The sequence below is a fragment of the Halobellus inordinatus genome (assembly GCF_024498335.1).
In the GTDB taxonomy this organism is placed as follows: domain Archaea; phylum Halobacteriota; class Halobacteria; order Halobacteriales; family Haloferacaceae; genus Haloquadratum; species Haloquadratum inordinatus.
On the sequence record NZ_CP101825.1, the window covers coordinates 1,633,527 to 1,656,490 of the forward strand.

Consider the following 22,964-nt stretch of genomic DNA (forward strand, 5'->3'; position numbering starts at 1 on the left):
CGTCGATGACGCTGTCCGTGACCAACACCCTGACGGGCGAACGCGAGGAGTTCGAGCCGCGGAACGACGACGAAGTCCTGCTGTACGTCTGTGGGCTGACGGTCTCGGACGACGCACACCTCGGGCACGCGCGCCTGTGGGCGCACGCGGACGTGATGCACCGCTGGCTGGAACACGAAGGCTACGACGTCCGCCACGTCGAGAACTTCACCGACGTCAACGAGAAGATCGTCGCCCGCATCGGCGAGGACGACTTCGGCGGCGACGAATCCGAGGTGGCCGAACACTTCACCTCCCACGTGATCCGGGATATGCGCGGGTTGAACCTGAAGCGCGCCGAAGTCTACCCCCGAGTGTCGGAACACGTCCCCGACATCATCGACCTCGTCGAGACGCTCGTCGAACGGGGCTACGCCTACGAGTCCAACGGCTCGGTGTACTTCGACGTCACCGCCTTCGAGGACTACGGCAAACTCTCGAATCAGCGCCTCGACGAGATCGAGACCCAGGGGCCCGAAGACGAGCGCTCCGAGAAGCGCCATCCCGCGGACTTCGCACTCTGGAAGGCCGGCGCAGTCGCGCCCGAGGACGTCGCCGAACACCGCCACGCGGATCTCCCGGCCGTCGAAGACCCCTGCGGCCAGACCTGGGAGTCGCCGTGGGGTGAGGGCCGACCCGGCTGGCACGTCGAGTGCTCTGCGATGTCGATGACGCACCTCGACGACACGCTCGACATCCACGTCGGCGGCCGCGACCTCGTCTTCCCGCACCACGAAAACGAGATCGCACAGAGCGAGGCCGCGACGGGCCAGCAGTTCGCTCGCTACTGGCTCCACGTCGGCCTCCTCCAGACCGCCGGCGACAAGATGTCATCCAGCCTCGGGAACTTCCTCACCGTCGACGACGCCCTCGATCAGTACGGCGTCGACGTCGTCCGGACGTTCTATCTCTCGACCGCGTACCGCAGCGAGCAGACGTTCGGCGAGAAAGAGATGCGCGAGGCCGAGGAACGCTGGGAGCGACTCGACCGCGCCTACGAGACCGCCGTCGACGCCTGCGACAGCACCGACGCGTACGCGAAAGTCGAAGACGAAACCTTCCGCGGGGCGCTCGCGGAGACCCGAACCCAGTTCCGGGAGGCGATGAACGACGACTTCAACGTCCGGGAGGCGATGGCGGCGCTGCTCGAACTGGCGACGGCGGTGAATCGCCACGTCGACGACCACGACGCGTACGACTACTGGGCGCTGCGTGAGAGCGTCGAGGCCTTCGAGGAACTCGGCGGCGACGTCTTCGGCCTCTCGTTCGGCGCGGCGATGGACGAGGACGGAACGGTGACGCTCGCCGAGGAACTCGTAGAACTCGTCCTCGACGTTCGTGAAGCCGAGCGCGACGCGGGCAACTACGAGCGCGCGGACGACCTCCGCGACGATCTCGAAGCCCTCGGGATCGAAATCCAGGACAGCGACGACGGCCCGACGTATCGATTCGGGTAGCGCTCCGCGTTCCTCGCCGAGTGCGTCTCCCGCAGACGCGACTCGTCACTCCATCGTGAACAGGTGCGTCTCCTCGGGAATCTCGAAGAGCCCTATCCGGACGCCGGCGTCGAGCCACCCGTAGCCGTACGAGAAGGCAGCGAGTGCGTCCACAGGATCGTCGTTCTCGCGGAAGTGCCGCCCGTCTTCGAGGTACGACAGCGACATCTCCCGAATTTCGGCGGCCGCCTCGCCCAGCGGCGTCGACGCCGGCACGACGACGTCGGCCTCCGCGAGCGCGTCGGCGAACATCCGCTCGTATCGGTCCGTCTTCTCGATCAGATCCGCGGCCATACCCGACAGTCGCCGCGCTGGGCGTATATATCCGGCCAAATTCGATCTTGTGACGGTAACACAATACAGTCTGACGGGACGTGCGCACGACAGCGGAATCTAAAAGGCCGTGTCTACCGAAACAGTGTGTATGACAGATACCGCTGACGAGGTCGTCGAACATCGCCCGCTCATCGTCGCTGGCTCCGGTATCGCGGGGCTCTCTGCAGCAATTTATGCCGGACGTTCGAACAACGAGCCCCTCGTATTCGAGGGCGACGAACCCGGCGGACAGCTCACATTGACGACGGAAGTCGACAACTATCCGGGCTTTCCCGAAGGCATCTCCGGGCCCGAACTCGTCCAGAACATGAAAGAGCAGGCCGAGCGCTTCGGCGCGGAGATCAAAAACGGCATCATCGAGTCCGTCGAGGCCGACGAACGCCCCTTCACGGTCCGCCTGAAGAACGGCGACGTCTACACGGCCGACGCGATCATCTCCGCATCGGGGGCATCCGCGCGGACGCTCGGCATCCCGGGCGAGGACGAACTGATGGGCTACGGCCTCTCGACGTGTGCGACCTGTGACGGCGCGTTCTTCCGCGACGAGAAGATCCTCGTCGTCGGTGGCGGCGACGCCGCGATGGAAGAGGCGAACTTCCTCACCAAGTTCGCTTCGACGGTCTATCTCGTCCACCGCCGCGAGGAGTTCCGCGCGGAGGACTACTGGATCGACCGCGTGATGGAGAAGGTCGACGAGGGCGAAATCGAGATTATGCGGAACACCGAAGTCACGGAACTCCACGGCAGCCAAGAGGAGGGGGTCGACCACGTCACGCTCGTCAGCCACCCCGAGGGCCACCCCACCGACAAACTCGACGACCCCGACACCGAGGAGTTCGACTTCGACGTCGGCGCGGTCTTCTACGCTATCGGCCACACGCCGAACGCGGGCTACCTCGAAGGCACGGGCGTCGAACTCGACGACGACGGCTACCTCAAGACCCAGGGCGGCACGGGAGGCAACCAGACCGCCACGGACGTCCCCGGCATCTTCGGCGCAGGCGACGTCGTCGACTACCACTACCAGCAGGCCGCGACGGCCGGCGGGATGGGCGTGAAGGCCGCCCTCGACGCCGACGACTACCTCGAAGATCTCGAACGCGAGCAGAAGGCCGAAGCGGGTAGCGAGGTCGCGGCCGTCGAGAGCGACGACTAAGCACCCACCTTTTTCACCGGTGCCTCGCGCCGCCTTCGACGGCGCTCGACCCCGGCCAAAAAATCTGGACGAAAAAACCGCTCGCTCCGCTCGCGGTGGCAGCCACAGGGAGCGCGGTGATGCTACGGTTGCGACGTGTCTTCGATCCACTTCCGGCAGCCTTGGCCGCCGAACGGAATCCCTTAGCCGCGGGCACTGCTTCTGTTAGCCGTGTCACGACTCAGGCGAACCGGCACGGCGCTCGCCCGGATACTGGCGGATGCGGGCGTCATCGAGGAGACGCGCCTCCGCGCGACGGTCGACTTAGCGTGGCCCCGGATCGTCACCGGGTTCGCCATTATGTCGAAGCGAACGGTGGATCTCGCGCTCGTCGGCCTCGTCATCGGGCCGACCGCCGTCGCGGGGCTGACGCTGGCGAACGCCTTTTGGATGGTCGCGAAGTTCCTCGCGATCGGCCTCGCCGGCGGGACGGTGGCGCTCGTCTCGCAGAACTACGGCGGCGGCGACACGGAACGCGCGGCGTCGGTCGTCCGGTTGAGCGTCCTTCTGGCGGTCGCGCTCGGCATCCCGACAGTGGCGTTCTTCGGCCTCGCTGCCGAGCCACTCGTCGACTTGCTCGGACAGGATTCCGAAAGCGTCGGATACGGCGCGACGTACCTCGCGGTCGTCGCCCCCGGACTGCTCTTCGAGTTTTTGAATCTGATCGCCAGTCGAACCTACGCGGGCGTCAGCGACACCCTCACGCCGATGGCGGTTCGGGCAGGCGGCGCGGTCGCCAACATCGCGCTGTCGGCGGCGTTCGTCCTCGGTCTGGATATGGGCGTCGCGGGCGCGGCGCTCGGCACCACGCTGGCGACGGCGCTCGTGACCGTCGTGTTCGCGTGGGGGATGACGGGCCGGAACTACGTTCGGGGTCGGGGGGCGAGTCCAGTTCCGCTCACGTTCTCGGGGCCGCTACTCGACCGCGACTTACTCCGGCAGATCGGACAGGTCTCGGCCCCGCTCGTCGCCCGTCGGGCAGCTCAAGGGCTCGTGGTGTTTCCGCTGCTCGCCATCGCGGCGACCTTCGGTCCCGTCGCCGTCGCGGCGGTCGGCGTCGGCCGACAGGTCCGATCGCTACTCGGGAGCTTCTCGTGGGGCTTTTCGATCGCCGCTTCGACGCTCGTCGGCCAGGAACTCGGCGCGAGCGAGGAAAGCGAAGCCGAGGCGTACGGCTGGGGGATCGTCCGACTCTCGGTACTCGTCTACCTCGTCGCTGCCGCCGTCGTCGTCGTCTTCGCGAACCCCATCGCGGGCATCTTCGTGAACGAACCCGCGAACCGCGCGCTCTCGGCCCAGTTCGTCCGCGTCGCCGCGGTCAGCGTCGTCGCACTCGGCGTCGACGGCTCGATCACGGGCGCGCTGCGGGGCGCAGGCGACACCCGGATCCCGTTCGTCTCGGCGCTGGCGGGGCTGTATCTCGCGGCGGTCCCGCTGGCGTGGCTCGGCACCGTCGTCCCGGCGCTCGGGACCGGTGGACTGCTCCTCGCGCTGCTCGCCGAGACTGCCGTGCCGATGGTGGTGAACCTCTGGCGGTTCCGCTCGAACCGCTGGAAAGTCGTGAGCCGGGGCTACCGCCCGGACCCGAGTGATTGAACGTACCGGGCACCTCATACCAATTATCTAGTATTTAGGCTGCATTTTGTCACCGCACTGGAGTGATGCAATAGCTCACTTCAACGGGTGTCATATGCCGTCTTATGTTTGACAATCCATCACGTGGAGACCAGGATGTATGCGTACGATACGCACGAGTTTGCGACAATTCGTCGACGAACTCGACACCGTTGTCTTCGGTGTCGGGTTCTCCGTTTCGTTGCTGGCGATTCTGGTTTTCTTCCTGAATCCAGACGTCTCAGCGGAGCGGATGGGACAGATCAACGAGTACCTCTGGACCGAGTTTATGTGGGTCTACATCGGGACGATGTTCCTGATGGTCGTCTTCAGCCTCTGGCTGATGTTCGGCCGGTGGGGCGACATCAAACTCGGCAAGCCCGGGGACGATCCGGAGTTCAGTCTCCTGTCGTTCTTCTCGATGATGTTCTCGGCGGGGATCGCGGCCGGCATCGTCTTCTGGGGACCGGCAGAGGCGCTGAACCACTACGCGAGCGTTCCGCCGCTCGTCGGCGCTGAAGCCGGCACGTCCGCGGCGGCCGTCGGCGCGATCCAGTACACGCTGTTTCACTGGGGCATCTCCTACTGGGTCCCGTACCTGATCGTCGCGATTCCGATCGCGTACTACGCCTTCCGGAAGGACGCGCCGATGCGCGTCTCGACGCTCATCGCGCCGTTCGTCGGCGTCGAGAACCTCGACGGCTTCTGGGCGAAAACCATCGACGTGCTGGCGGTGTTCGCGACGATCGGCGGCATCGCGACGACGCTCGGTTTCGTCGGGCGACAGTTCCTCACCGGTCTGGAGTACACAGCGGGGGTTTCACTCGGTGACGGCGGGACGGTCTTGGTGATCACGGGCCTGACAGTCGCGTTCACCGTTTCTGTCACGCTCGGCGTCAAAAAGGGAATCGCCCGCGTGTCGCTGTTCAATATGGGCGTCTTCGCCGCGCTGGCGGTCGTGACGTTCTTGCTGGGACCGACCAACTACATTATGAACACCGGCCTGCAGGCGGTCGGCGGCTACTTCAGCGAGTTCGTCTCGATGAGTCTCTACACGAACGCCACCGGCACCGGCGAGTGGGTCGGTAACTGGACGGTCTTCTACTGGGCGTGGGTGTTCTCGTGGGCCCCCTTCGGCGGCCTGTTCGTCGCACGCATCTCGAAGGGCCGGACGATCCGACAGGTGGTCGCGACCGCGCTCATCGGTGCGACGGCCTCGACGATCCCGTGGTTCCTCACGATGGGCGGCAGCGCCATCTTCTTCGAGCGCAACAACATCGCACCGATGCTCGAGATGGTCGACCAGTACGGCGTCTCCGTCTCGGGCTTCCCGCTTTTCGCCAGTCTCCCCTTCGGCGACGTGCTGGCGGGCGTGTTTATGCTACTGGTGGTGACGTTCTTCGTCACCTCGGCTGACTCCTCGACGCTCGCGCTCGGGATGCTCACGACCGGCGGCAAGCAACACCCCTCGACGGTCAATCGGATCATCTGGAGCGGTCTGATGGGCGGTCTCGCCTCGCTGCTCATCGTCGGCGGCGGCATCGACGCTCTCCGGTCGTCGGCGATCATCACGGGCTTCCCGTTCGCGCTTATGTCCGTCGTCGCAATCGTCGGAATGGTCTGGGAGTACCAGTCGGTCCACCCGCTGCTGTCGGGTGAGGACGATTCCGTGGTCACGACGGGAGCGAACTCCCCGGCGGTGTCGATGAGTTCCGACGACGACTGATACTGTCTGACAGCACTCTGTGCGGCGTATCAGCACCCCGTGGGTGCCAGCGCAATTCACAAACTGCTGGCCGATAGTATGAGCGAGCGACGCCGCGTCGTCGTTCGAGCGGCCGATTCCCACAGACCCTTATGTCGAGGCGCCGGAGAGGACGTATGGTCGACACCGAGACCTACACGATCGAAGCGCCGAACGGCGACGTCGAGGAGATCGAACTCCCCGAGGGCCTCGCCGACGTGTTCACCGAACAGGGCGAGTCGACGACGGCCGTCGTCGGCGACCTCCTGATCCAGTCGTTCGCCCAGCAGGCTCACGCCGTCGTCCACCACGGACAGGGCGAGACGCCCGCCGACCTGGAAGAACTGAACGAGAAGATGGAGGAACTCTTCGAGGAGCGCTTCGGCGTCTCGCTCGACGAGGCGATGGGCCACAGTCACTGAACGCACGAGGCGATCGCGGCACGATCTCTTTTCACCTTTCAGACGAACAGCAGCGGAACCATCGCGAGGAAGCCGGCTGCGACGCCCGCAGCCAGTTCACGACGACCGCCGCCGGGCAGACTGCGCCCGACGGCGAGTGCCTCCGGAATGAACTCCGTGAGGACGAGAAAGATCATCGCACCGGCCGCGAAGCCGAAGCCCGCGGGGAGGAACTCCCGAGCGGCGCGGACGAAGTAGAACGCCAGAACCGCGCCGATCGGCTGCGGGAGGCTCGAGAACACTGACCACCAGACGAGCTTCCAGTTCGCGACGCCCATCGAACGCAACGGGATCGAGATGGCGACGCCCTCGGGGATGTTGTGGATCGAGATCGCGATCGTCATAAAGATCGCCAGCAGGGGAACTACGAACCCAAAGAGCTGCGTTCCGCCCTGCAGCCCGAGGTCTGCGAACGAGACGCCGACGGCGACGCCCTCCGGGAAGGAGTGGACGGTCAAGACGCCGAGGATGAGTACCAACTTCTTGAAGTCCGCTTCCTCGTACTGCCGCGGGTCGACCTCGGCGGCTTCGATGAGGTCGTGGGCGACGTAGACGAGAAGGATGCCGGCGAAGAGTCCGGCACCGAGGAGGAGCAGTTCACGCTGTGGGATCGGGTCGATGGAGACCCCACCGAGCGCCACGTGGACGTACTCGCCGAGCGCCTCTAACACGAGCCCGAAAACCGATGCGGACAGCATAATCCCGGACGCAATGCCCCACAGAGCGACGTTCCAGCGGTCGCTCACGTCGGAGACGAAGAAGAACGGGACTGCCCCTAACCCCGTCGCGAGCGCCGTTATCAGGCCCGCGATGAAGACGAATGCGAAAGACCACAGCTCGACCATACTCGCGTGTAACCACTGAATCGGTATAACATTTCATATTACTGATTGTTTTGGTGGGCCTAAAACCGTCGCGCAAACGAACGCGGAAGGACATCAACGTTCTATAATTTCGGAAACAAAACATTTTCTACGCCGGCGTTCGCGGACCTGTCTGATGCGCAACAGTCAGCGACGCGTGGCGGATTTCCTCGAGGAAGCCGAGTTGTACACCCACCCGGCGTATCGACTCCTGGATCTGACAGCGGAGGTCGGCGAGTTGGCCGCGGACGCGACGAAGTCGACCGCCTACGGCGACGAGCCAGAGGCGCTATCGGTGAAACGCGACGAACTTGGCGACGCGCTCTTCGCACTACTCGCGCTCGCCGAGGAACTCGACGTCGACGCCGAGGCCGCACTGGAGGAGTCGTTGACGAAATACGAGTCCCGTATCGAAGACGACGGGACGCCGGGATCCGGCGAGTAATCCCGCTCGGCGATCGGCGCCGTCGCGGAGCGCGCCGTCTGCCCGCTGTCCGGCGACCGGTCGAAGCGCTCTTCGGAACGGCCGTCACAAGAGGGCGTATGCACCGCCGCGCACGCGAGTTCACCGAACTGGCACGGGAACGCCACGATCTCGATCTCACCGTCGAATCGTTCCCGGAAGGCACCGAGACGGCCGCCGACGCCGCTGACGCAGTCGGCTGTGAAGTCGGGCAGATCGCGAGTAGCCTCGTCTTCGACGCCGATGGCGATCTCGTCGTCGTCGTGACGAGCGGCGCGAACCGCGTCAGCGAATCACGGCTCGAATCGCACCTCGACGCCGAGGACGTCGCGATGGCAGATCCCGACGAGATTCGGAGCGTCGTGGGCTGGAGTATCGGCGGCGTCCCCCCGTTCTGTCACGATGCCGACTTGCCGGTCTACATCGACGAATCACTGCTCGGCTACGAGACCGTCTGGGCGGCCGCCGGCGCGCCGACAGGGGTCTTCTCGATCGACCCCCAGACCCTCCGAGACGTCGCCGACGCGACGCCGATCGAGGTGTAGGGCCGATCCGATCCCTCACTCGCGGACGACGTCGACATCGGTGAATTCGAATCGGGCACCACCGTCGCTGTCGGCCACAGCGACCTCCCAGCCGTGTGCCTCGGCGATCCACTTGACGATCGCGAGACCGTACCCCGTGCCGTCCGCCGCGGTCGAGTATCCCAGATCGAACACGCGCTGTCGGTCCTCCGACGGGATACCCGGGCCGTCGTCTTCGAGGAAAAATCCGTCTTCTATCGCACCGACGCGGATCGTCACCCCGTCTCCGGCGTGCTCGACGGCGTTCCGAAACAGGTTCTCGAAGAGGTTCCGAAGCCGGTCGACGTCGGCTCTGATCGTCATCTCGTCTTCGACTTCGAGGGTGGCTCCGGACGTGCTGACGGTGCCCCAGCACTGTCTGACTAACTCCGAAAGTGTCACGCGCTCTTTCTCCCCGACGTGATGGCCCTGCTTCGCGAGCGTGAGCGTGTCTTCGATGATGTCCCACATCCGGTCGAGAGCGTCGTCGACAGACGCTAGGTGCGCTGACTCGCACTCCTCGCTCGCGATTTCGAGATGTCCCTCGGCGACGTTCAGCGGGTTCCGGAGGTCGTGGGCGACGACGCTCGCAAACTCCTCTAGTCGCTCGTTCTGTCGTTCCAGTTGGCGCTCGTACGCTTTCCGCGTCCCGATCCGTCGGAGCGAAACAAGCGCCCCGATGGGCTCTCCGCCCGATCGCAGCGTCGTGACCCGCGCCTCTGCCGGCAGGTGGCGGGGGACGGGCGCGTCCTCGGGGTGGCCCATCTCCAACTCGACCCGTTCTTCGGCTGATTCGTCGGCCAGCACCGATTCGACGGCCGTCCGTAGCGAGTCGAGGCCGTCTTCGACGATCCGGCCGAAGCGGTCGTAGTCGGCCCCGATCACCGCCTCAGGGGAGAGGCCGGAGATCGCGTAGAACCGATCGTTCGCGAACGCGATGGTGCCATCGGCGTCGATAGCGAACACCGGCTCCATCTGATTTCGGGAGACGGTCTCGACGTCGATCGCCTCGCCATCGCGATCCATACGGTCGCTACAGGTGAGAGTAATTTAAAATGTAGGTGTGCTGTCGTGCTCGGAATTGTACATTCGTGTCCGGAACTGGCCCTCATACTGTCGGACAGAACTGTGTGAAGCGTATCGACACCCGTGGGTGCCAACATAGTTCACGAACTGCTGTCCGACAGTATCAGTCCCGCGGCTCAGTACTGGGGGACTGGCGATTATGTATCTCGGCATCGTAGATGGAGTTATGGCCGATCAATCACCGCCGGTGGACGCCACAGCAGAGCGCGAGGGAGACGCCGAACGCCAGCGCGTCTGGCTCGTCGAACGGACGTACTCCGACGACGAGCAGAACATCGTCATCCTGGTGTATGCGACCCCCGACGGATCGCAGTATCTCCGCAAAGAGCGCGCCCTCACCAGTTTCGACGACGCACGCGACACGACTGCGGGGCTGCTCGCTCGCGAGTCGAGTCTCGGCACCGTGACCGACCCCGACAAGCGCAGGCGATACGCCCGGGAAGCGAAACGGACTCGTGAGCAGTACGCCCCCGACGACGTCGTCTGATCCCGTTTCACGTGATCGCAGACGGACGCCGATCAGCCTGGTGTCTTCGAAGACAGCTACTCGGAATCGAGTACCAGACCGCACGGATTTAAGCGCCGACCCCGAGTACGTTCCCCCGATGGGAGAGTTATCCGCGTTGTTCTCGCCCGAACGAATCGCCGTCGTGGGCGCGACAGAGCGTGCGGGCTCCGTCGGCCGGGCGATTATGGAGAACCTCCTCGATTCGTTCGCGGGCGAGGTCGTCCCCGTGAATCCGAGCCACGAGGAGGTCTTCGGCATCCCGACGCTAGACGACGTCGCCGCCGCCGACGCCGACCTCGCCGTCGTCGTCGTGCCACCGCAGATCGCCGTCGACGTCGTTCGCGAGGCCGGCGAGGCGGGCGTCCGAAACGTCGTGGTCATCACCGCCGGCTTCGGCGAGACCGGCAGTGAGGGCGCCGCCCGTGAGCAGGACCTGATCGAGGTCGCCCAAACGTACGACATCGACCTGGTCGGCCCCAACAGCCTCGGGATTATGTCGACGCCGGTTGGAATGAACGCGACGTTCGGCCCCGAGAACGCCACCGAGGGGCGGATGTCGTTTATGAGCCAGTCGGGGGCGTTCATCACGGCCGTCTTAGACTGGGCGAACGACCAGGGAATCGGCTTCAAAGACGTCGTCTCGCTCGGTAACAAGGCCGTCCTCGACGAATCCGACTTCGTCAGAGAGTGGGGCGACGACGACGACACCGACGTGATAATCGGCTATCTGGAGGGCATCGACGACGGCCAGGCGTTCATCGAGACGGCGCGCGAGGTGACCGCAGAGACGCCGGTCGTCCTCGTGAAGTCCGGTCGCACCGACGCCGGCGCACAGGCCGCCTCCAGTCACACGGGGACGATCGCCGGCTCGGATCAGGCCTACGAGGCCGGCCTCGAACAGGCGGGCGTCATCCGCGCGGCGTCCGTCCAGGAACTGTTCGACGCCGCGCGCGTCCTGGAGAGTCAACCCCTTCCCGAAAGTGACGGCGTCGCTGTCATCACGAACGCCGGCGGGCCGGGCGTGATGAGCACCGACGCGATCGGCGACTCGCGGCTCTCGATGGCGTCGTTCACCGACTCGACGCTCGATGCCTTCTCGGAGGCGTTGCCGGCGGAAGGTAACATCTACAACCCGGTCGACATCGTCGGCGACGCCGACAACGAGCGCTTCCGCGACGCGCTGGACGTCGCGCTCGGTGACGCAAACGTCGGTAGCGTCATCGTCCTCTCGTGTCCGACGGCTGTCCTCGACTACCAGCAATTGGCCACCGATACCGTCGAGCTACAGGCGAAACACGACAAGCCCGTCGCCGCCTGCTTTATGGGCGGCGCGCGGGTCGAACCCGCCGCAGAGACGCTCGCAGACGCCGGGATCCCGAACTACTTCGATCCGGCCCGGGCGGTGCAGGGCCTCGACGCGCTCTCGCGCTTCCGCGACATCACCGAACGGGAGTACCAGGCGCCGACGACGTTCGACGTCGACCGCGAGCGCGCCCGCGAGATCCTCACGTCGGTCGAGGGGCGCGCAGACACGCGGTTGGGCGTCGAAGCGATGGGTCTCTTAGACGCCTACGGGATCGAGACGCCCGCCGGCGACATCGTCGACGCACCCGCGGACGCGCTCGAAGTCGCAGAGTCCATCGACGGCGACGTGGTGATGAAGATCGTCAGCCCGGATATCCTGCACAAATCTGATATCGGGGGCGTCAAGGTCGGCGTCCCGAACGAGGAGGTCTACGACGCCTACGAAGACCTGATCTCGCGCGCGCGCAACTACCAGCCCGATGCGACGATCATCGGCGTGCAGGTCCAAGAGATGGTCGACCTCGACGACGGTGTGGAGACGATCGTCGGGATGAACCGCGATCCGCAGTTCGGCCCGCTCTTGCTCTTCGGCCTCGGCGGAATCTTCGTCGAGACGCTCGAAGACACGACATTCCGCGTCGCGCCGGTCTCTGAACCGGAGGCCGAGGCGATGACCCGGGAGATCGACGCCGCGCCGTTGTTGCGCGGGGCGCGCGGACGCGAGCCCGCAGACGTCGCGGGCGTCGTCGAGACGATCCAGCGCCTCTCACAGCTCGTGACCGACTTCCCGGCGATTCTCGAATTGGACATCAACCCGCTCGTCGCCACCCCCGATGGCGTCGAAGCCGTCGACGTGCGACTCACCGTCGACCCCGATCAACTCTGAGGAGCCCCACAGATGCACACGAACACCCTACTCGTCGCTTCGATCCAGGAAAGCACCGGCAAGACGGCAGTCACCCTCGCGCTCGGCCGACTCGCACAGGAGCGCGGCCTCGACGTCGGCTATATGAAGCCCAAAGGCACGCGGCTCCAGTCGAACGTCGGCAAGACGCTTGACGAGGATCCGATGTTGGCGCGTGAACTCCTCGATTTGGACTGTGAGATGCACCAGATGGAGCCGATCGTCTACTCGCCGACGTTCGTCGACGGCGCGATCCGCGGGCAGGAGGACCCCGAAGAACTCGGCGCCCTCATCGAGGAGTACTTCGAACAGCTCGCGGCCAACTGCGGGCTGATGCTCGTCGAGGGCGGCGGCTCCTGGACCACCGGTGGGATCGTCGATCTGACCGACGTGGACATCGCGTCGCGACTCGACGCCGACGTGCTCCTCGTGGCCAACTACGAGAACCCGGGCGACCTCGACGACGTCGTCGCCGCCGCGGAGGCCTTCGGCGACCGCCTCGTGGGCGTGTTGTTCAACGGCGTGAACGACGCCGCCTTCGACGACCTCGAACAGCAGGGCGTGCCGTTCCTCGAAGGACGCGGGATCCCCGTTCTCGGCGTCGTCCCGCGCGAGCGCGACCTCGCGGGCGTGACCGTCGAGGACCTCGCCGCCGAACTCGGCGCCTCCGTCGCCGTCGACGGCGACAGCGGGGCCTACGTGGAGCGCTTCCTCGTCGGCGCGATGGGCGGAGACGCCGCTCTCCGGTACTTCCGCCGCACCAAGAACGCCGCAGTCATCACCGGCGGCGACCGCGCGGAGATCATCACCGCAGCGTTGGAGGCCCCGGGCGTCAACGCCATCATCCTCACCGGCGGACACCGCCCGTCGCCGGCCGTGCTCGGCAAGGCCGAACAGAAAGGCGTGCCTGTCCTGCTCGTCACCGGCGATACCCTCTCAGTCGTCGACCGCGCGGAGGCGGTCGTCAACACCGGCCGCGCCCGCGACGAGGAGACGATCTCCCGGATGAGCGAACTCCTCTACGATCACGCCGACGTGGACGCGCTGCTCGGTCCGGAGGACGACAGTGTGGACGCAGCGGACGCAGCGGAGGACTCGGCGGGTCCGGAGGACGCTGGCAACTCCGACAACCCAACGGACGCTGACGAGGCGTAATCCTCGTATCCGTCAGGTGCGACTACTGCTGGCGCTCCTCAACACCGCCACCCGCGATCCGTCGTGTTCAAGCGTTCACAGCCGTCGTCGGTGACGACGACGAGGTCCTCGATGCGGACGCCGAACGCGCCGTCGAGGTAGACACCGGGCTCGACGCTGAAGACCATCCCCGGCTCCAGTTCTCGCGTACTGTCGGCGACGATGTAGGGCTCTTCGTGGACGTCGAGACCGACGCCGTGGCCCGTCCGGTGAATGAACCGCTCGCCGTAGCCAGCGTCCTCGATGACCGAGCGCGCGGCAGCGTCGACCGCGCCGGCAGCCACCCCTGGTTCGACTGCGTCGACGGCCGCCTCCTGCGCGCGTCTGACCACCTCGTGGACCTCGCGAAAGCGCTCGCCAGGGGTGCCGTCGAAGACGACGGTTCGAGTCTGGTCGCTGGGGTAGCCGTCGACGCGCGTTCCGAAGTCCACGACGACCGGGTCGCCGGCCTCGATCGTTCGCTCGCCGTGGGTGTGATGCGGCATCGCGCCGTTGGGTCCGGAGCCGACGATCGTCTCGAAGGAGACGCCGTCGCCGCCGGCGTCGGCGAGAAACGACTCGATCCGGGCTGCGAGTTCGGATTCTGTCAGCCCGACGGCGTCGCTGCCGAGGCCGCGAACGCGCTCCATCGCGTCGTCTGCGGCCCCTGCGGCACGCCGAAGCGCGTCGAGTTCGGCATCGTCCTTTCTGATTCGCAGGTCTGCGAGCACCTCGCTGGCGAGGCCGAGCGTGGCGTCCGGACGAATCTCGCGCACGTCTTGAGTGAACGTCGCCCACATCGTGTCGTCGACGAGAAGGTGCGACGCCGCCGGGATCCCGAGGTCGTCGAACAGTTCCGAGAGCGCCCTCACGGGATCCGCCTCGTCGTCCCACGCCCGCACGTCGGGCACCCACGACTCTGATCGGACCTGCGAGGCCGCAAGCGCCGGGACGAAGAACGTCGGTTCGCCCTCGGCGGGCACGACGAAGAGGAAGTGTCGCTCGCGCTGGGGTTCGACGAGGCCGGTGAGATACTGGAGGTTCCGTCCGGGGACACAGACGAGCGCGTCCGCGCCCACGTTGGCGAGCGTCGTCTGTGCCGCGTCGGTTCGTCGTTCGAGAGGCGTCACACCGGAGGCTTCCGCGCAATCGCACAAGAAGGTACGGTCGCGTTGTGGGGTCCCGGCAGGCGGAAATCCGGCCAGAGACCGGCCGTAACCACTCATTAACTATTACATATCCCCGTGACACTTGGAGTATGGACTTCGACTGGCCCACGTACTTCGAGTGTGCCGCCTGCGGAGCCGAACTACCCGCGGATGCAGTCCGGTACGACGATCTGGGCTATCCCGAGTGCCCCGAATGCGGCGCGCGCACCGGACCGCTCGCCAGCCTCGAAGCCGTCGAGTCCGCGTCCAAAGGCCTCGCCGACTGATCGCGACGCGGTCGTGCGACCCTATTCGGAAGATACAGGCTCGCGACGTGCGAGCCATCGGTATGGAGTGGACACGGACTCGTGAGGAGGAACGCCTCGTCGAGTGGACGCGCGAGGACGGGTACGTCACGCTACGTCGTCGCCGCCGATCCGACGGCGAGTGGATCGTCAGACTCGACCGCCTGCATCAAGCGCCCGGTGGCAGAGACTACCGTCGAGAGCGCGTCGCCGACGTCGAGGCAGCGAAGGCCTTGATCGAAGAGTGGAAAGCGGACGCGGCCTCCCGGGAAGAATAGAGAGCGGCCGCAGTCGGGCGGGGACTACTCCTGTAACCGCTGGGTCGCTTCGATCAGCGGGTGCCGGCCGTAGTCGGCGATTTCGATGTCTTCGATCGACGAGAGCCCCTCCTTTTCGGCCGTTCGTTGCATTCCCAGATCGACGCGTTCGTCTAAGACGATCACCGTGGCGTCCATCTCCTCGATTCCGAGTTGGAACGCCGCCATCACGCGGTGGTGGCCGTCCGCCAGCAGGAGTTCGCCGCCGTTATCGATGACCACGAGCGGTTCGGCGAGTCCGCGTTCGAGTTCGTACTGCCGCCCCTCGAGTTCGTCGGCGTAGACACGCGCCTGCGTCGGCGTGAGATTGTCCAACTCGACGACGCGAGATTCCTCGTGGAGACTGACGTCGTGGATCTGTTCGAGCGTGCGCATCAGTTTGCCCACCTTCTCCGGCGTCGCCCGCTCGATCTGTGAGCGGACGACGTCCGTATTCGAGATGATGCCGACGAGGTTGTCGGCGTCGTCGACGACCGGGAGCTTTTGGATGCCTGACCGGAGGATCACGCGCGCGGCGTCGATCACGTCCATCTCGGGTTGGGCGACGATGATGTCCTCGGTCATCACGGTGAAGATCGGGTCCTCGTCGTCGACTAAGAGCAGATCGCTGGCCGTGACGAACCCCTCGACCTTTCGGCCGTCGGAGACGGGAAATCCGTTGTGTCCTTCGCTCTCTTTGATCCGGCGTGCGACGTCGGCGACGGTGTCGGTCGGCGAGACGGTCTGCACCTCACGCGTCATATACTCTTTGACCTTCGGTCTCCCGCTCATCGTCGAGTCTACGCGGTCCCCGTGGAAAAGGGTGCCTCTCGTCACTCTTCGTCCACCTCGAACGGGAACTCGAAGGCCCACTCGGTGTCGTCTGCGCCGACGTCGAGGAGCGTGGTCGCGTCTTCGAGCGTCTCGAAGACCCGACTGGCGATGACTTCGGTGACGATCTTGGATAGTTCCTCGATCGATTCGTCGTCGGCGTCGGCGAGGATCCCGAGCGGCACCTGCGCGCCGGCCATATCCGCGTGCCCGCCGGCGCTGCCGATCGCGCCGAGCGCGTCGCGGAGTGTCTCCCCGAGATCTACGTCGGTACCGCGTGCGCGCCCGGAGACGTAGACGGTCCCGTCGCGGAACCCGTAGACGATCACGATGCGGATCCCTTCCATATTCAGCAGCCGATCGGCTGCCTGCGCGAGGGCGTCGCGGTCGCTGATCGCTCCGACGTTCGAGGCCAAGGCGTCGCCGCGGACGTCGCGGTTGCGGATCGCTCGCCCCAGCGTTTCCAACACCGCCGACGTCATACTGGGCGATTCGACCCGATCGAGCATCGAGAGGTCCGCGTAGGTGAGCAGCCACGCCGCCGCCTCGAAGTCGGCGGGAGAGACTTCCCGAGCGAAGTCGTTCGTGTCGACGCGGATCCCGAAGAGCAGCGACGTCGCAAGCGACTCCTCGGGCTCGATTCCCGCCCGGCGAAGATACTCCGCCAAGAGCGTACTGGTGGCGCCAATGTCGCGCCGGAGGTCGACGAAGTGCGCCTCGACCGGCGCGCGCGGCGGGTGGTGATCGACGACGATGTCGATCTCGGTGTCGCCGGGTAACCCGTCGTTGACGCCCGGGCGGGAGTGGTCGACGAGAGCGACGCCGTCGTACTCCGCGAGGTCTGTGCCGTCGTCGAGTTCGACGAGCGCCAGGTCGAGCAGGTTCACTAAGGCGCGGTTCTCCTGGTGAGAGATGTCGCCGAAGTAGCACGCGTCCGCGGGGACGTCGACGGATGCGGCGATTCGGGCGAGTGCGAGCGCGCTCGCGATCGCGTCCGGGTCGGGGTTGTCGTGCATCACCACGGCCAGCCGCCCGTCGATGCGACGGAGCGTCGCGAAGAGTCGATGGATCCGTTCCGCGCCGGGAGCGGTCGTCAACTCTCGGACGCGGTCGAGGAGGATCTGCTCGCCGTCGATAACGCGATCTGCGGTCTCTAGTATTCGTTCGCGCACCTGTGCGGTCGCTCCAGCACTCAGATACACTACGAGCTGTGCGTCCGGAAACTGCTCGCGGGCTTCAGCGGCCGCCTCGGCGTTCGCCGCGGCGTCGTCGCTCGCGACGAACACCAGTTCTGCCCGGTCCGGGAACGCTTCGACGTCTGCCGGGGCGCGCCGCTTCGTCGTGACTCCGTCGGCGCCGATAGCGTCGACGACGTCGCCGCGCTGTGAGAGGATGACTAATTCGCCGGGCCACTCGGCGAGGCGCTCGATGGTTCCGCGCACGGCCGAACCGCACCCAAGAACCAACCGCCGTTGCATACGCGGGCATCCGAACGCGCCGGCCAAAACCCTACCGTCATCTGGTCGGCCGAAGTTCGGTAGACCAGTTAGAAATAAAACAAGAACGTCCGGAGACGCCGATCAGAACAGCGTCGCCGCGACGGTCTGTGCGGTCTCGATGACCGGGCCGAACGCCGGGAGCAACAGCAGCGTCCCGAGGCCGGCGAAGATGACGGCGGCGTACAGCCCGACCGGGCGGCTCTGGATCTCGAAGTCACCGCTGGGCGACTCGATCCACATCGCCTTGACGACGCGGCTGTAGTAGAACAGCGACAGCGCGCTGTTGATCGCGCCGACGGCGGCGAGCCACCAGAACCCGGCTTCGATCGCCGAGTAGAACAGGGCGTACTTCGAGAGGAAGCCGCCGAACGGCGGCAGTCCCGCGAGGCTGAACATGAACACGGTCATCGCGACGGCGGCGATCGGTGCCGTCGACGCGAGGCCGTTGTAGTCCTCGAACGTCCGTCCGACGCCCCAGTGTTCGACTAAGGCGATGAACAGGAACGCGCCGGTGTTCATGAAGCCGTAGACGAGCAGGTGCGCCATCGACGCCCCGAGGACGTCCCCGTTGGGTCCGCCGGCGGTCAGCGCGGCGAGGCCGATGAGCGCGTAACCCGCGTGCCCGATAGAGGAGTACGCGAGCATCCGCTTGACCTTCTCTTGGGTCGCTGCCGCGAAGTTACCGAGCGTCATCGTGACGACGGCGAGCACCTGGAACGCGATCACCCAGTCGACGCCCGCAGGCAGTGCGCCCAGCGGGAACGCCTCGACGAAGACGCGGAACGCGACCGCGAAACCGGCTGCCTTCGACGCCGACGAGAGGAACGCCGAGATCGGTGCAGGCGCGCCCTCGTAGGCCTCCGGCGCCCAGAAGTGGAACGGCACGGAGGCGGTCTTGAACGCGAACCCACCAATCATCATCAGCACGCCGATGCCGAGGACGCCGGCCATCTCCGGCGCGTTGACCGCGGCGGCGACGTCACCGAGCACGAGCGATCCCGTGACGGCGTACACGAGGCTGATGCCGAACGCGAACACCGCAGAGGAGACAGCGCCGATGAGGAAGTACTTCAGCCCCGCTTCGACGCTCCCCTTGTCGTTCTTGAGGAACGCGACGAGCGCGTAGGAGGGCAGCGACGCGAGTTCGAGGCTGACGAAGACCGTCGCCAGCGAGTTCGCCATCGACAGGAGCGTCATCCCCGTCGCCGCGAACAGCACGAGCGAGTAGAACACCGCGCGATGCTCGTGATCGCGCAGGTAGTCGTAGGAGGCGACCAGCACCATCGCGGTGACGATCGTGAAGATGAGCGTGAAAAAGAGGCTCATCCCGTCGACGACGAGCGCGTCGCCGTACAGCGTGATCGCGCCGCCGGTTCGCTCCTGTCCGGTGCCGGCGACGAGGAACCACGCCGCGGTACCGAAGGCGAGGAGCGACCCGCCGGCCGACACGCTAGCCAAGAGCGCGTTGCTCGCTTCGTCCGTGCGAATCGTATCGATCCCGAGCAGCACCAGGCCGGTCAGGCCGAGCAGGATCGCTGGGGCGAGTGCCGTCCACGTCGCTGCCGGTTCTGCCTGCAGTGCGAGGTCGAACATCACAGCCCACCTCCCGAGAGGATCGGATTCACAGCGTCTTGGATCATTCCGAAGAACAGGTCAGGCGCGACGCCGAGCACGATCACCAACAGCAACAGCACCGCCAGCGGTGCGACGTCGTGCGTCGGTGCGTTCGTGATTTCGTACTCGCCATCGAAGCTGAAGGGACCGAACAGCGTCCGCTGCATCGCGAACAGCAGGTAGCCGGCGACGATGACGATGCCGAACATCGCGGCCGCCGTGAAAAGCGGCATTGCCGAGTGGACGGTGGAGGCGAACGAGCCCTTGAAGATGAAGAACTCGCCCGCGAAGCCGGCCATCAGCGGCAGACCCATATACCCGAACGCGCCGGCGACGAAGATGCCGGCGGTGAGGGGCATCCGGTCTGCGATGCCGGACATATCGCCCACCATCCGCGTGTGGGTCGTGTTGTAGATGACGCCGACCGCCATGAACATCAGTCCGGAGATCAGCCCGTGGGCGATCATCTGGAACGTCGCGCCGCCGACCCCGTAGGTCGTGTACGCGACGAGGCCGAGGATGACGTAGCCCATCGAGGAGACCGACGAGTACGCGACGATGCGCTTGAGGTCCTGCTGTGCGAGCGCCAGCATCGCGCCGTAGATGACGCTGATGACGGCGATGCCAGCGATTGGGACGACGAGCGCCGTCGCCACGTCGGGCATCATCGTGAAGTTGAACCGCAGCAGCGCGTAGGTCCCCATCTTCAGGAGGACGCCGGCCAGCATCACCGACACTGGCGTCGGGGCTTCGACGTGAGCGTCCGGCAGCCACGTGTGCAGCGGTGCGACCGGCACCTTCACCGCGAAGCCGAGGAACGTCGCCACGAAGGCGACCGTCTTCAGCGTCGCGGCGTCGAGACCGGCGAAGCCGCCGAGTGCACCGGCGCGGAGCGCCTGTGCGATCTCGGGGAGCCGCATCGACGACACCGAGTCGCCGAGGCCGAACACGAGCGCGATGAAGCCGATGAACATCACGAGCGACGCGACGTTCGTGTACACGAAGAACTTGATCGCCGCGTAGCGGCGGTTCGGACCGCCCCAGACGCCGATAAGGAAGTACATCGGGACGAGGACGGCCTCCCAGAAGACGAACCACGCGAAGAAGTCGAGCGCCGTGAAGACGCCGAGCAGGTTCGCCTCCATGAAGAGCATCAGCCCGTAGAACTGCGATTCTCGATTCGAGATCGGCGTCCACGCGCTGACGATCGCGAGCGTCGTGAGGATCGTCGTGAGGACGACAAGCGGCAGGCTGATGCCGTCGACGCCGACGAACCAGTGCAGGTCGAGGCCGCCGAGCGTCAGCCAGACGACGTCTGTCTCGAACGCGATCGACCCGCCCAGCAGGGCGTTCCCGCTCGCGTCGTACTGTGCCCACATCCAGAGGCTCCCGAGAACCGGGAGCGCGCTGAGTGCCGCCGCGAGTTTGCCGGCGTACTCGTCGGGAGCGACGAACACGACCAGCGCGGCGAGGAACGTGACTCCGATGAGCGCTTCAATTATCATACGAACCACCCTCCGAGAAGACCGAAGGCCAGAAGCAACGCCGTCAGGCCGAGCGTCAGCAGCACCGCGTAGTTACTCACCACGCCGGTCTGGATCCGGCGAACGCGGCTGCCGGAGAACAGACTGACGCTGGAGACGCCGTTGACGACGCCGTCGACGACGCCCTGATCGAACTTGTTCGCGACGCGTGCGACCGGGCGCGTGACGCCGTTCGCCAGCCAAACCTGGTACTCGTCCTGGTAGTAGTTGTTGTACAGCAGTGTCTTGATACCGCCGAGACGGTCGGTGTGTTCGACCGGTTCGGGGACGTTGTACAGCAGGTGCGCGAGGCCCGCGCCCGCAAGCGCGAGGCCCAGCGAGACGCCGGCACCGATGGCCACTGTCGTCGCCTCACCGCCGATGTACGCGGAACTGTACGGGATGAGTTCGCCGTAGTGGTGGGCGTTCAGCGACTCCGTACTCATATCGAGCCACTGGTGCAGGAAGTCGATACCGCCGATTCCCAGCAGTTTCTCGACCGGCACCATATTCACGAGACCCGTCGTCGCCGCGAGAACGCCGAGGACGGCGAGCGGACCCTTCACGTTCCAGCGAACGCTGTGCGGATCGCTCGCGGTCTGGGTGCGGGGTTCACCGTGGAAGGTGAGGAACACCATCCGGAAGGTGTAGAACCCGGTGAAGAAGACGGCGAGGAGACCCATCGCGTACGCGGCGAGGAGCACGGGGCTCCCGCCGAGGCCGTGGATGAGCGTCTCGTACAGCACTTCGTCTTTCGACCAGAAGCCAGAGAACGGGAAGATGCCCGCAAGCGCGAGCGAGCCAGAGAGGAAGGCGTAGTAGGTGACGGGCATCTTCTCTTTCAGCCCGCCCATATCCCACATATCTTCGTTGTGGTGCATCGCGATGATGACCGACCCGGCCCCGAGGAACAGCAGCGCCTTGAAGAAGGCGTGCGTCATCAGGTGGAAGGTCGCGGCGACGTAGCCGCCACCGCCGAGAGCGAGCATCATATAGCCGTACTGCGAGATCGTCGAGTACGCGAGCACCTGCTTGATCTCGCGCTTGACGACGCCCATCGTCGCCGCGAACAGCGCGGTGAAACCGCCGATCAGGGCGATGATCGCGAGCGCGTCCGGCGAGAGCGCGTAGAAGCCGTACATCCGCGCGACGAGGTAGACGCCGGCCGCGACCATCGTCGCTGCGTGGATGAGCGCGGAGACGGGCGTCGGACCTTCCATCGCGTCGGGCAGCCACGTGTGCAGCGGGAACTGCGCGGACTTGCCGACGACGCCGCCGAGCACGAGGAGACCGACGATCGTGAACCACGTCTGCGGCGCGAAGCCGAACGTGTTCACGGTCGCCTCACCGTGGAGTGCGGCCTCCGCGAGTACGGGGAACGATTCCGATCCGGAGAACGCCGCCGTGCCGAACGTCGCGAAGACGGCGACGACGCCGACGAGGAAGAAGTAGTCCCCGAAGCGGGTGACGAGGAACGCCTTCTTGGCCGCGCTCGGCGGACCTGGTTCGCGGAACCAAAAGCCGATGAGCAGATACGAGCAGAGCCCGACCAGCTCGAAGAACATAAACGCCATCAGGAGGTTGTCCGCCACGACGAATCCGAGCATCGACGCGGTGAACAGTCCGAGTCCGGCGTAGTAGCGCGGCAGGCCGACCTCGCCCTCGTCGTTCATATATCCGAGACTGAAGACGTGGACGAGGAAGGCGATGAGCGTCACGATGAGCAGCATCATCGCCGACAGTGGATCGATCAGGATGCCGAACGTCAGATCGACCGCTTCGATCCCTTCGGCCCAGGTGTAGATCGTCGCGTCGTACGTCCGCCCACCGGCGACGGTGAGGAACGTCGCGGCCGCCAAAAGCAGTGATCCCGCCGTCGCGGCGATCCCGGCCAGCGCACCGCCTTTCGGCAAGCGGTCGCCCACCGCGAGCGCGACGAGGAACGAAACGAACGGCAACAGCACGATCGCGGGTGCGAAGTCGAATATCCCTACCATC

21 protein-coding genes are annotated in these 22,964 nt (G+C 65.7%); 12 read left to right on the forward strand and 9 right to left on the reverse strand.

Annotated elements, in window-relative coordinates:
• Positions 1 to 5 precede the first annotated feature (5 nt).
• Entirely contained in the window at positions 6 to 1,496 is a 1,491-nt protein-coding gene (gene cysS / locus NO362_RS08455; protein ID WP_256544883.1) for a cysteine--tRNA ligase, read from the forward strand.
• A 45-nt stretch (positions 1,497 to 1,541) separates the two neighbouring features.
• Here cysS and NO362_RS08460 read toward each other — a convergent pair whose 3' ends face one another.
• Entirely contained in the window at positions 1,542 to 1,829 is a 288-nt protein-coding gene (locus tag NO362_RS08460; protein ID WP_256544884.1) for a DUF357 domain-containing protein, read from the reverse strand.
• 130 nt (positions 1,830 to 1,959) lie between these two features.
• Between NO362_RS08460 and NO362_RS08465 the strand changes: the two genes are divergently transcribed.
• The 4 genes from NO362_RS08465 to NO362_RS08480 all read left to right on the forward strand — a co-directional run bounded on the left by NO362_RS08465 (position 1,960) and on the right by NO362_RS08480 (position 6,846).
• Positions 1,960 to 3,027, forward strand: coding sequence for an NAD(P)/FAD-dependent oxidoreductase (locus NO362_RS08465; RefSeq protein WP_256288357.1), 1,068 nt, complete (start codon positions 1,960 to 1,962; stop codon positions 3,025 to 3,027).
• A 210-nt stretch (positions 3,028 to 3,237) separates the two neighbouring features.
• Entirely contained in the window at positions 3,238 to 4,662 is a 1,425-nt protein-coding gene (locus NO362_RS08470; RefSeq protein WP_256544885.1) for an MATE family efflux transporter, read from the forward strand.
• 139 nt (positions 4,663 to 4,801) lie between these two features.
• On the forward strand, positions 4,802 to 6,406 hold the full coding sequence (locus tag NO362_RS08475; protein ID WP_256288359.1) for a BCCT family transporter: 1,605 nt from the start codon (positions 4,802 to 4,804) through the stop codon (positions 6,404 to 6,406).
• A 155-nt stretch (positions 6,407 to 6,561) separates the two neighbouring features.
• Positions 6,562 to 6,846 (forward strand): DUF7545 family protein, encoded by a 285-nt coding sequence (locus NO362_RS08480; RefSeq protein WP_121568362.1) that lies wholly within the window; start codon positions 6,562 to 6,564, stop codon positions 6,844 to 6,846.
• A 38-nt stretch (positions 6,847 to 6,884) separates the two neighbouring features.
• Here the strand turns inward: NO362_RS08480 and NO362_RS08485 are convergent, their stop codons facing one another.
• Entirely contained in the window at positions 6,885 to 7,730 is an 846-nt protein-coding gene (locus NO362_RS08485) for a ZIP family metal transporter (RefSeq protein WP_121568363.1), read from the reverse strand.
• 154 nt (positions 7,731 to 7,884) lie between these two features.
• On the opposite strand from NO362_RS08485, the gene NO362_RS08490 reads away from it, so the two are divergent.
• On the forward strand, positions 7,885 to 8,193 hold the full coding sequence (locus NO362_RS08490) for a MazG-like family protein (RefSeq protein WP_256544886.1): 309 nt from the start codon (positions 7,885 to 7,887) through the stop codon (positions 8,191 to 8,193).
• 98 nt (positions 8,194 to 8,291) lie between these two features.
• The gene (locus NO362_RS08495; RefSeq protein WP_256544887.1) at positions 8,292 to 8,756 is read left to right on the forward strand and encodes a YbaK/EbsC family protein; all 465 of its coding nucleotides are present in this window, start codon (positions 8,292 to 8,294) and stop codon (positions 8,754 to 8,756) included.
• A 15-nt stretch (positions 8,757 to 8,771) separates the two neighbouring features.
• Here the strand turns inward: NO362_RS08495 and NO362_RS08500 are convergent, their stop codons facing one another.
• Positions 8,772 to 9,800 (reverse strand): sensor histidine kinase, encoded by a 1,029-nt coding sequence (locus NO362_RS08500; RefSeq protein ID WP_256544888.1) that lies wholly within the window; start codon positions 9,798 to 9,800, stop codon positions 8,772 to 8,774.
• Between the two features lie 226 nt (positions 9,801 to 10,026).
• On the opposite strand from NO362_RS08500, the gene NO362_RS08505 reads away from it, so the two are divergent.
• From NO362_RS08505 to NO362_RS08515, 3 genes are all read left to right on the forward strand, one after another.
• Positions 10,027 to 10,347, forward strand: a complete 321-nt coding sequence (locus NO362_RS08505; protein ID WP_256544889.1) for a DUF7967 family protein — start codon at positions 10,027 to 10,029, stop codon at positions 10,345 to 10,347.
• Between the two features lie 118 nt (positions 10,348 to 10,465).
• Complete coding sequence (locus NO362_RS08510; protein ID WP_256544890.1) at positions 10,466 to 12,559, forward strand: acetate--CoA ligase family protein; 2,094 nt, start codon at positions 10,466 to 10,468, stop codon at positions 12,557 to 12,559.
• Positions 12,560 to 12,571: 12 nt separating this feature from the next.
• Positions 12,572 to 13,732 (forward strand): phosphotransacetylase family protein, encoded by a 1,161-nt coding sequence (locus NO362_RS08515; RefSeq protein ID WP_256544891.1) that lies wholly within the window; start codon positions 12,572 to 12,574, stop codon positions 13,730 to 13,732.
• A gap of 38 nt (positions 13,733 to 13,770) precedes the next feature.
• Here the strand turns inward: NO362_RS08515 and NO362_RS08520 are convergent, their stop codons facing one another.
• The gene (locus tag NO362_RS08520) at positions 13,771 to 14,880 is read right to left on the reverse strand and encodes a M24 family metallopeptidase (RefSeq protein ID WP_256544892.1); all 1,110 of its coding nucleotides are present in this window, start codon (positions 14,878 to 14,880) and stop codon (positions 13,771 to 13,773) included.
• A 128-nt stretch (positions 14,881 to 15,008) separates the two neighbouring features.
• Here NO362_RS08520 and NO362_RS08525 point away from each other — a divergent pair, with 128 nt between their 5' ends.
• Entirely contained in the window at positions 15,009 to 15,185 is a 177-nt protein-coding gene (locus NO362_RS08525) for a hypothetical protein (RefSeq protein ID WP_199722988.1), read from the forward strand.
• Positions 15,186 to 15,247: 62 nt separating this feature from the next.
• Positions 15,248 to 15,481, forward strand: coding sequence for a DUF7543 family protein (locus NO362_RS08530; RefSeq protein WP_256544893.1), 234 nt, complete (start codon positions 15,248 to 15,250; stop codon positions 15,479 to 15,481).
• Between the two features lie 24 nt (positions 15,482 to 15,505).
• Here the strand turns inward: NO362_RS08530 and NO362_RS08535 are convergent, their stop codons facing one another.
• From NO362_RS08535 to nuoL, 5 genes are all read right to left on the reverse strand, one after another.
• A complete protein-coding gene (locus NO362_RS08535; protein WP_256544894.1) occupies positions 15,506 to 16,291 on the reverse strand; it encodes a CBS domain-containing protein in 786 nt (261 codons plus the stop codon).
• Between the two features lie 41 nt (positions 16,292 to 16,332).
• Positions 16,333 to 17,808: a DHH family phosphoesterase gene (locus NO362_RS08540; RefSeq protein ID WP_256544895.1), complete on the reverse strand. Its 1,476-nt coding sequence runs from the start codon at positions 17,806 to 17,808 to the stop codon at positions 16,333 to 16,335.
• Between the two features lie 102 nt (positions 17,809 to 17,910).
• Positions 17,911 to 19,422 carry an NADH-quinone oxidoreductase subunit N gene (locus NO362_RS08545; protein WP_256544896.1) on the reverse strand — a complete coding sequence of 504 codons (1,512 nt, stop codon included), beginning with the start codon at positions 19,420 to 19,422 and terminating at the stop codon, positions 17,911 to 17,913.
• Positions 19,422 to 20,948 carry a complex I subunit 4 family protein gene (locus tag NO362_RS08550; RefSeq protein ID WP_121568374.1) on the reverse strand — a complete coding sequence of 509 codons (1,527 nt, stop codon included), beginning with the start codon at positions 20,946 to 20,948 and terminating at the stop codon, positions 19,422 to 19,424. The genes NO362_RS08545 and NO362_RS08550 overlap by 1 nt, the downstream gene beginning before the upstream one ends.
• A complete protein-coding gene (gene nuoL, locus NO362_RS08555; protein WP_256288372.1) occupies positions 20,945 to 22,963 on the reverse strand; it encodes an NADH-quinone oxidoreductase subunit L in 2,019 nt (672 codons plus the stop codon). Before nuoL ends, NO362_RS08550 begins: the two co-directional genes overlap by 4 nt.
• Between the last annotated feature and the right edge of the window lies 1 nt (position 22,964).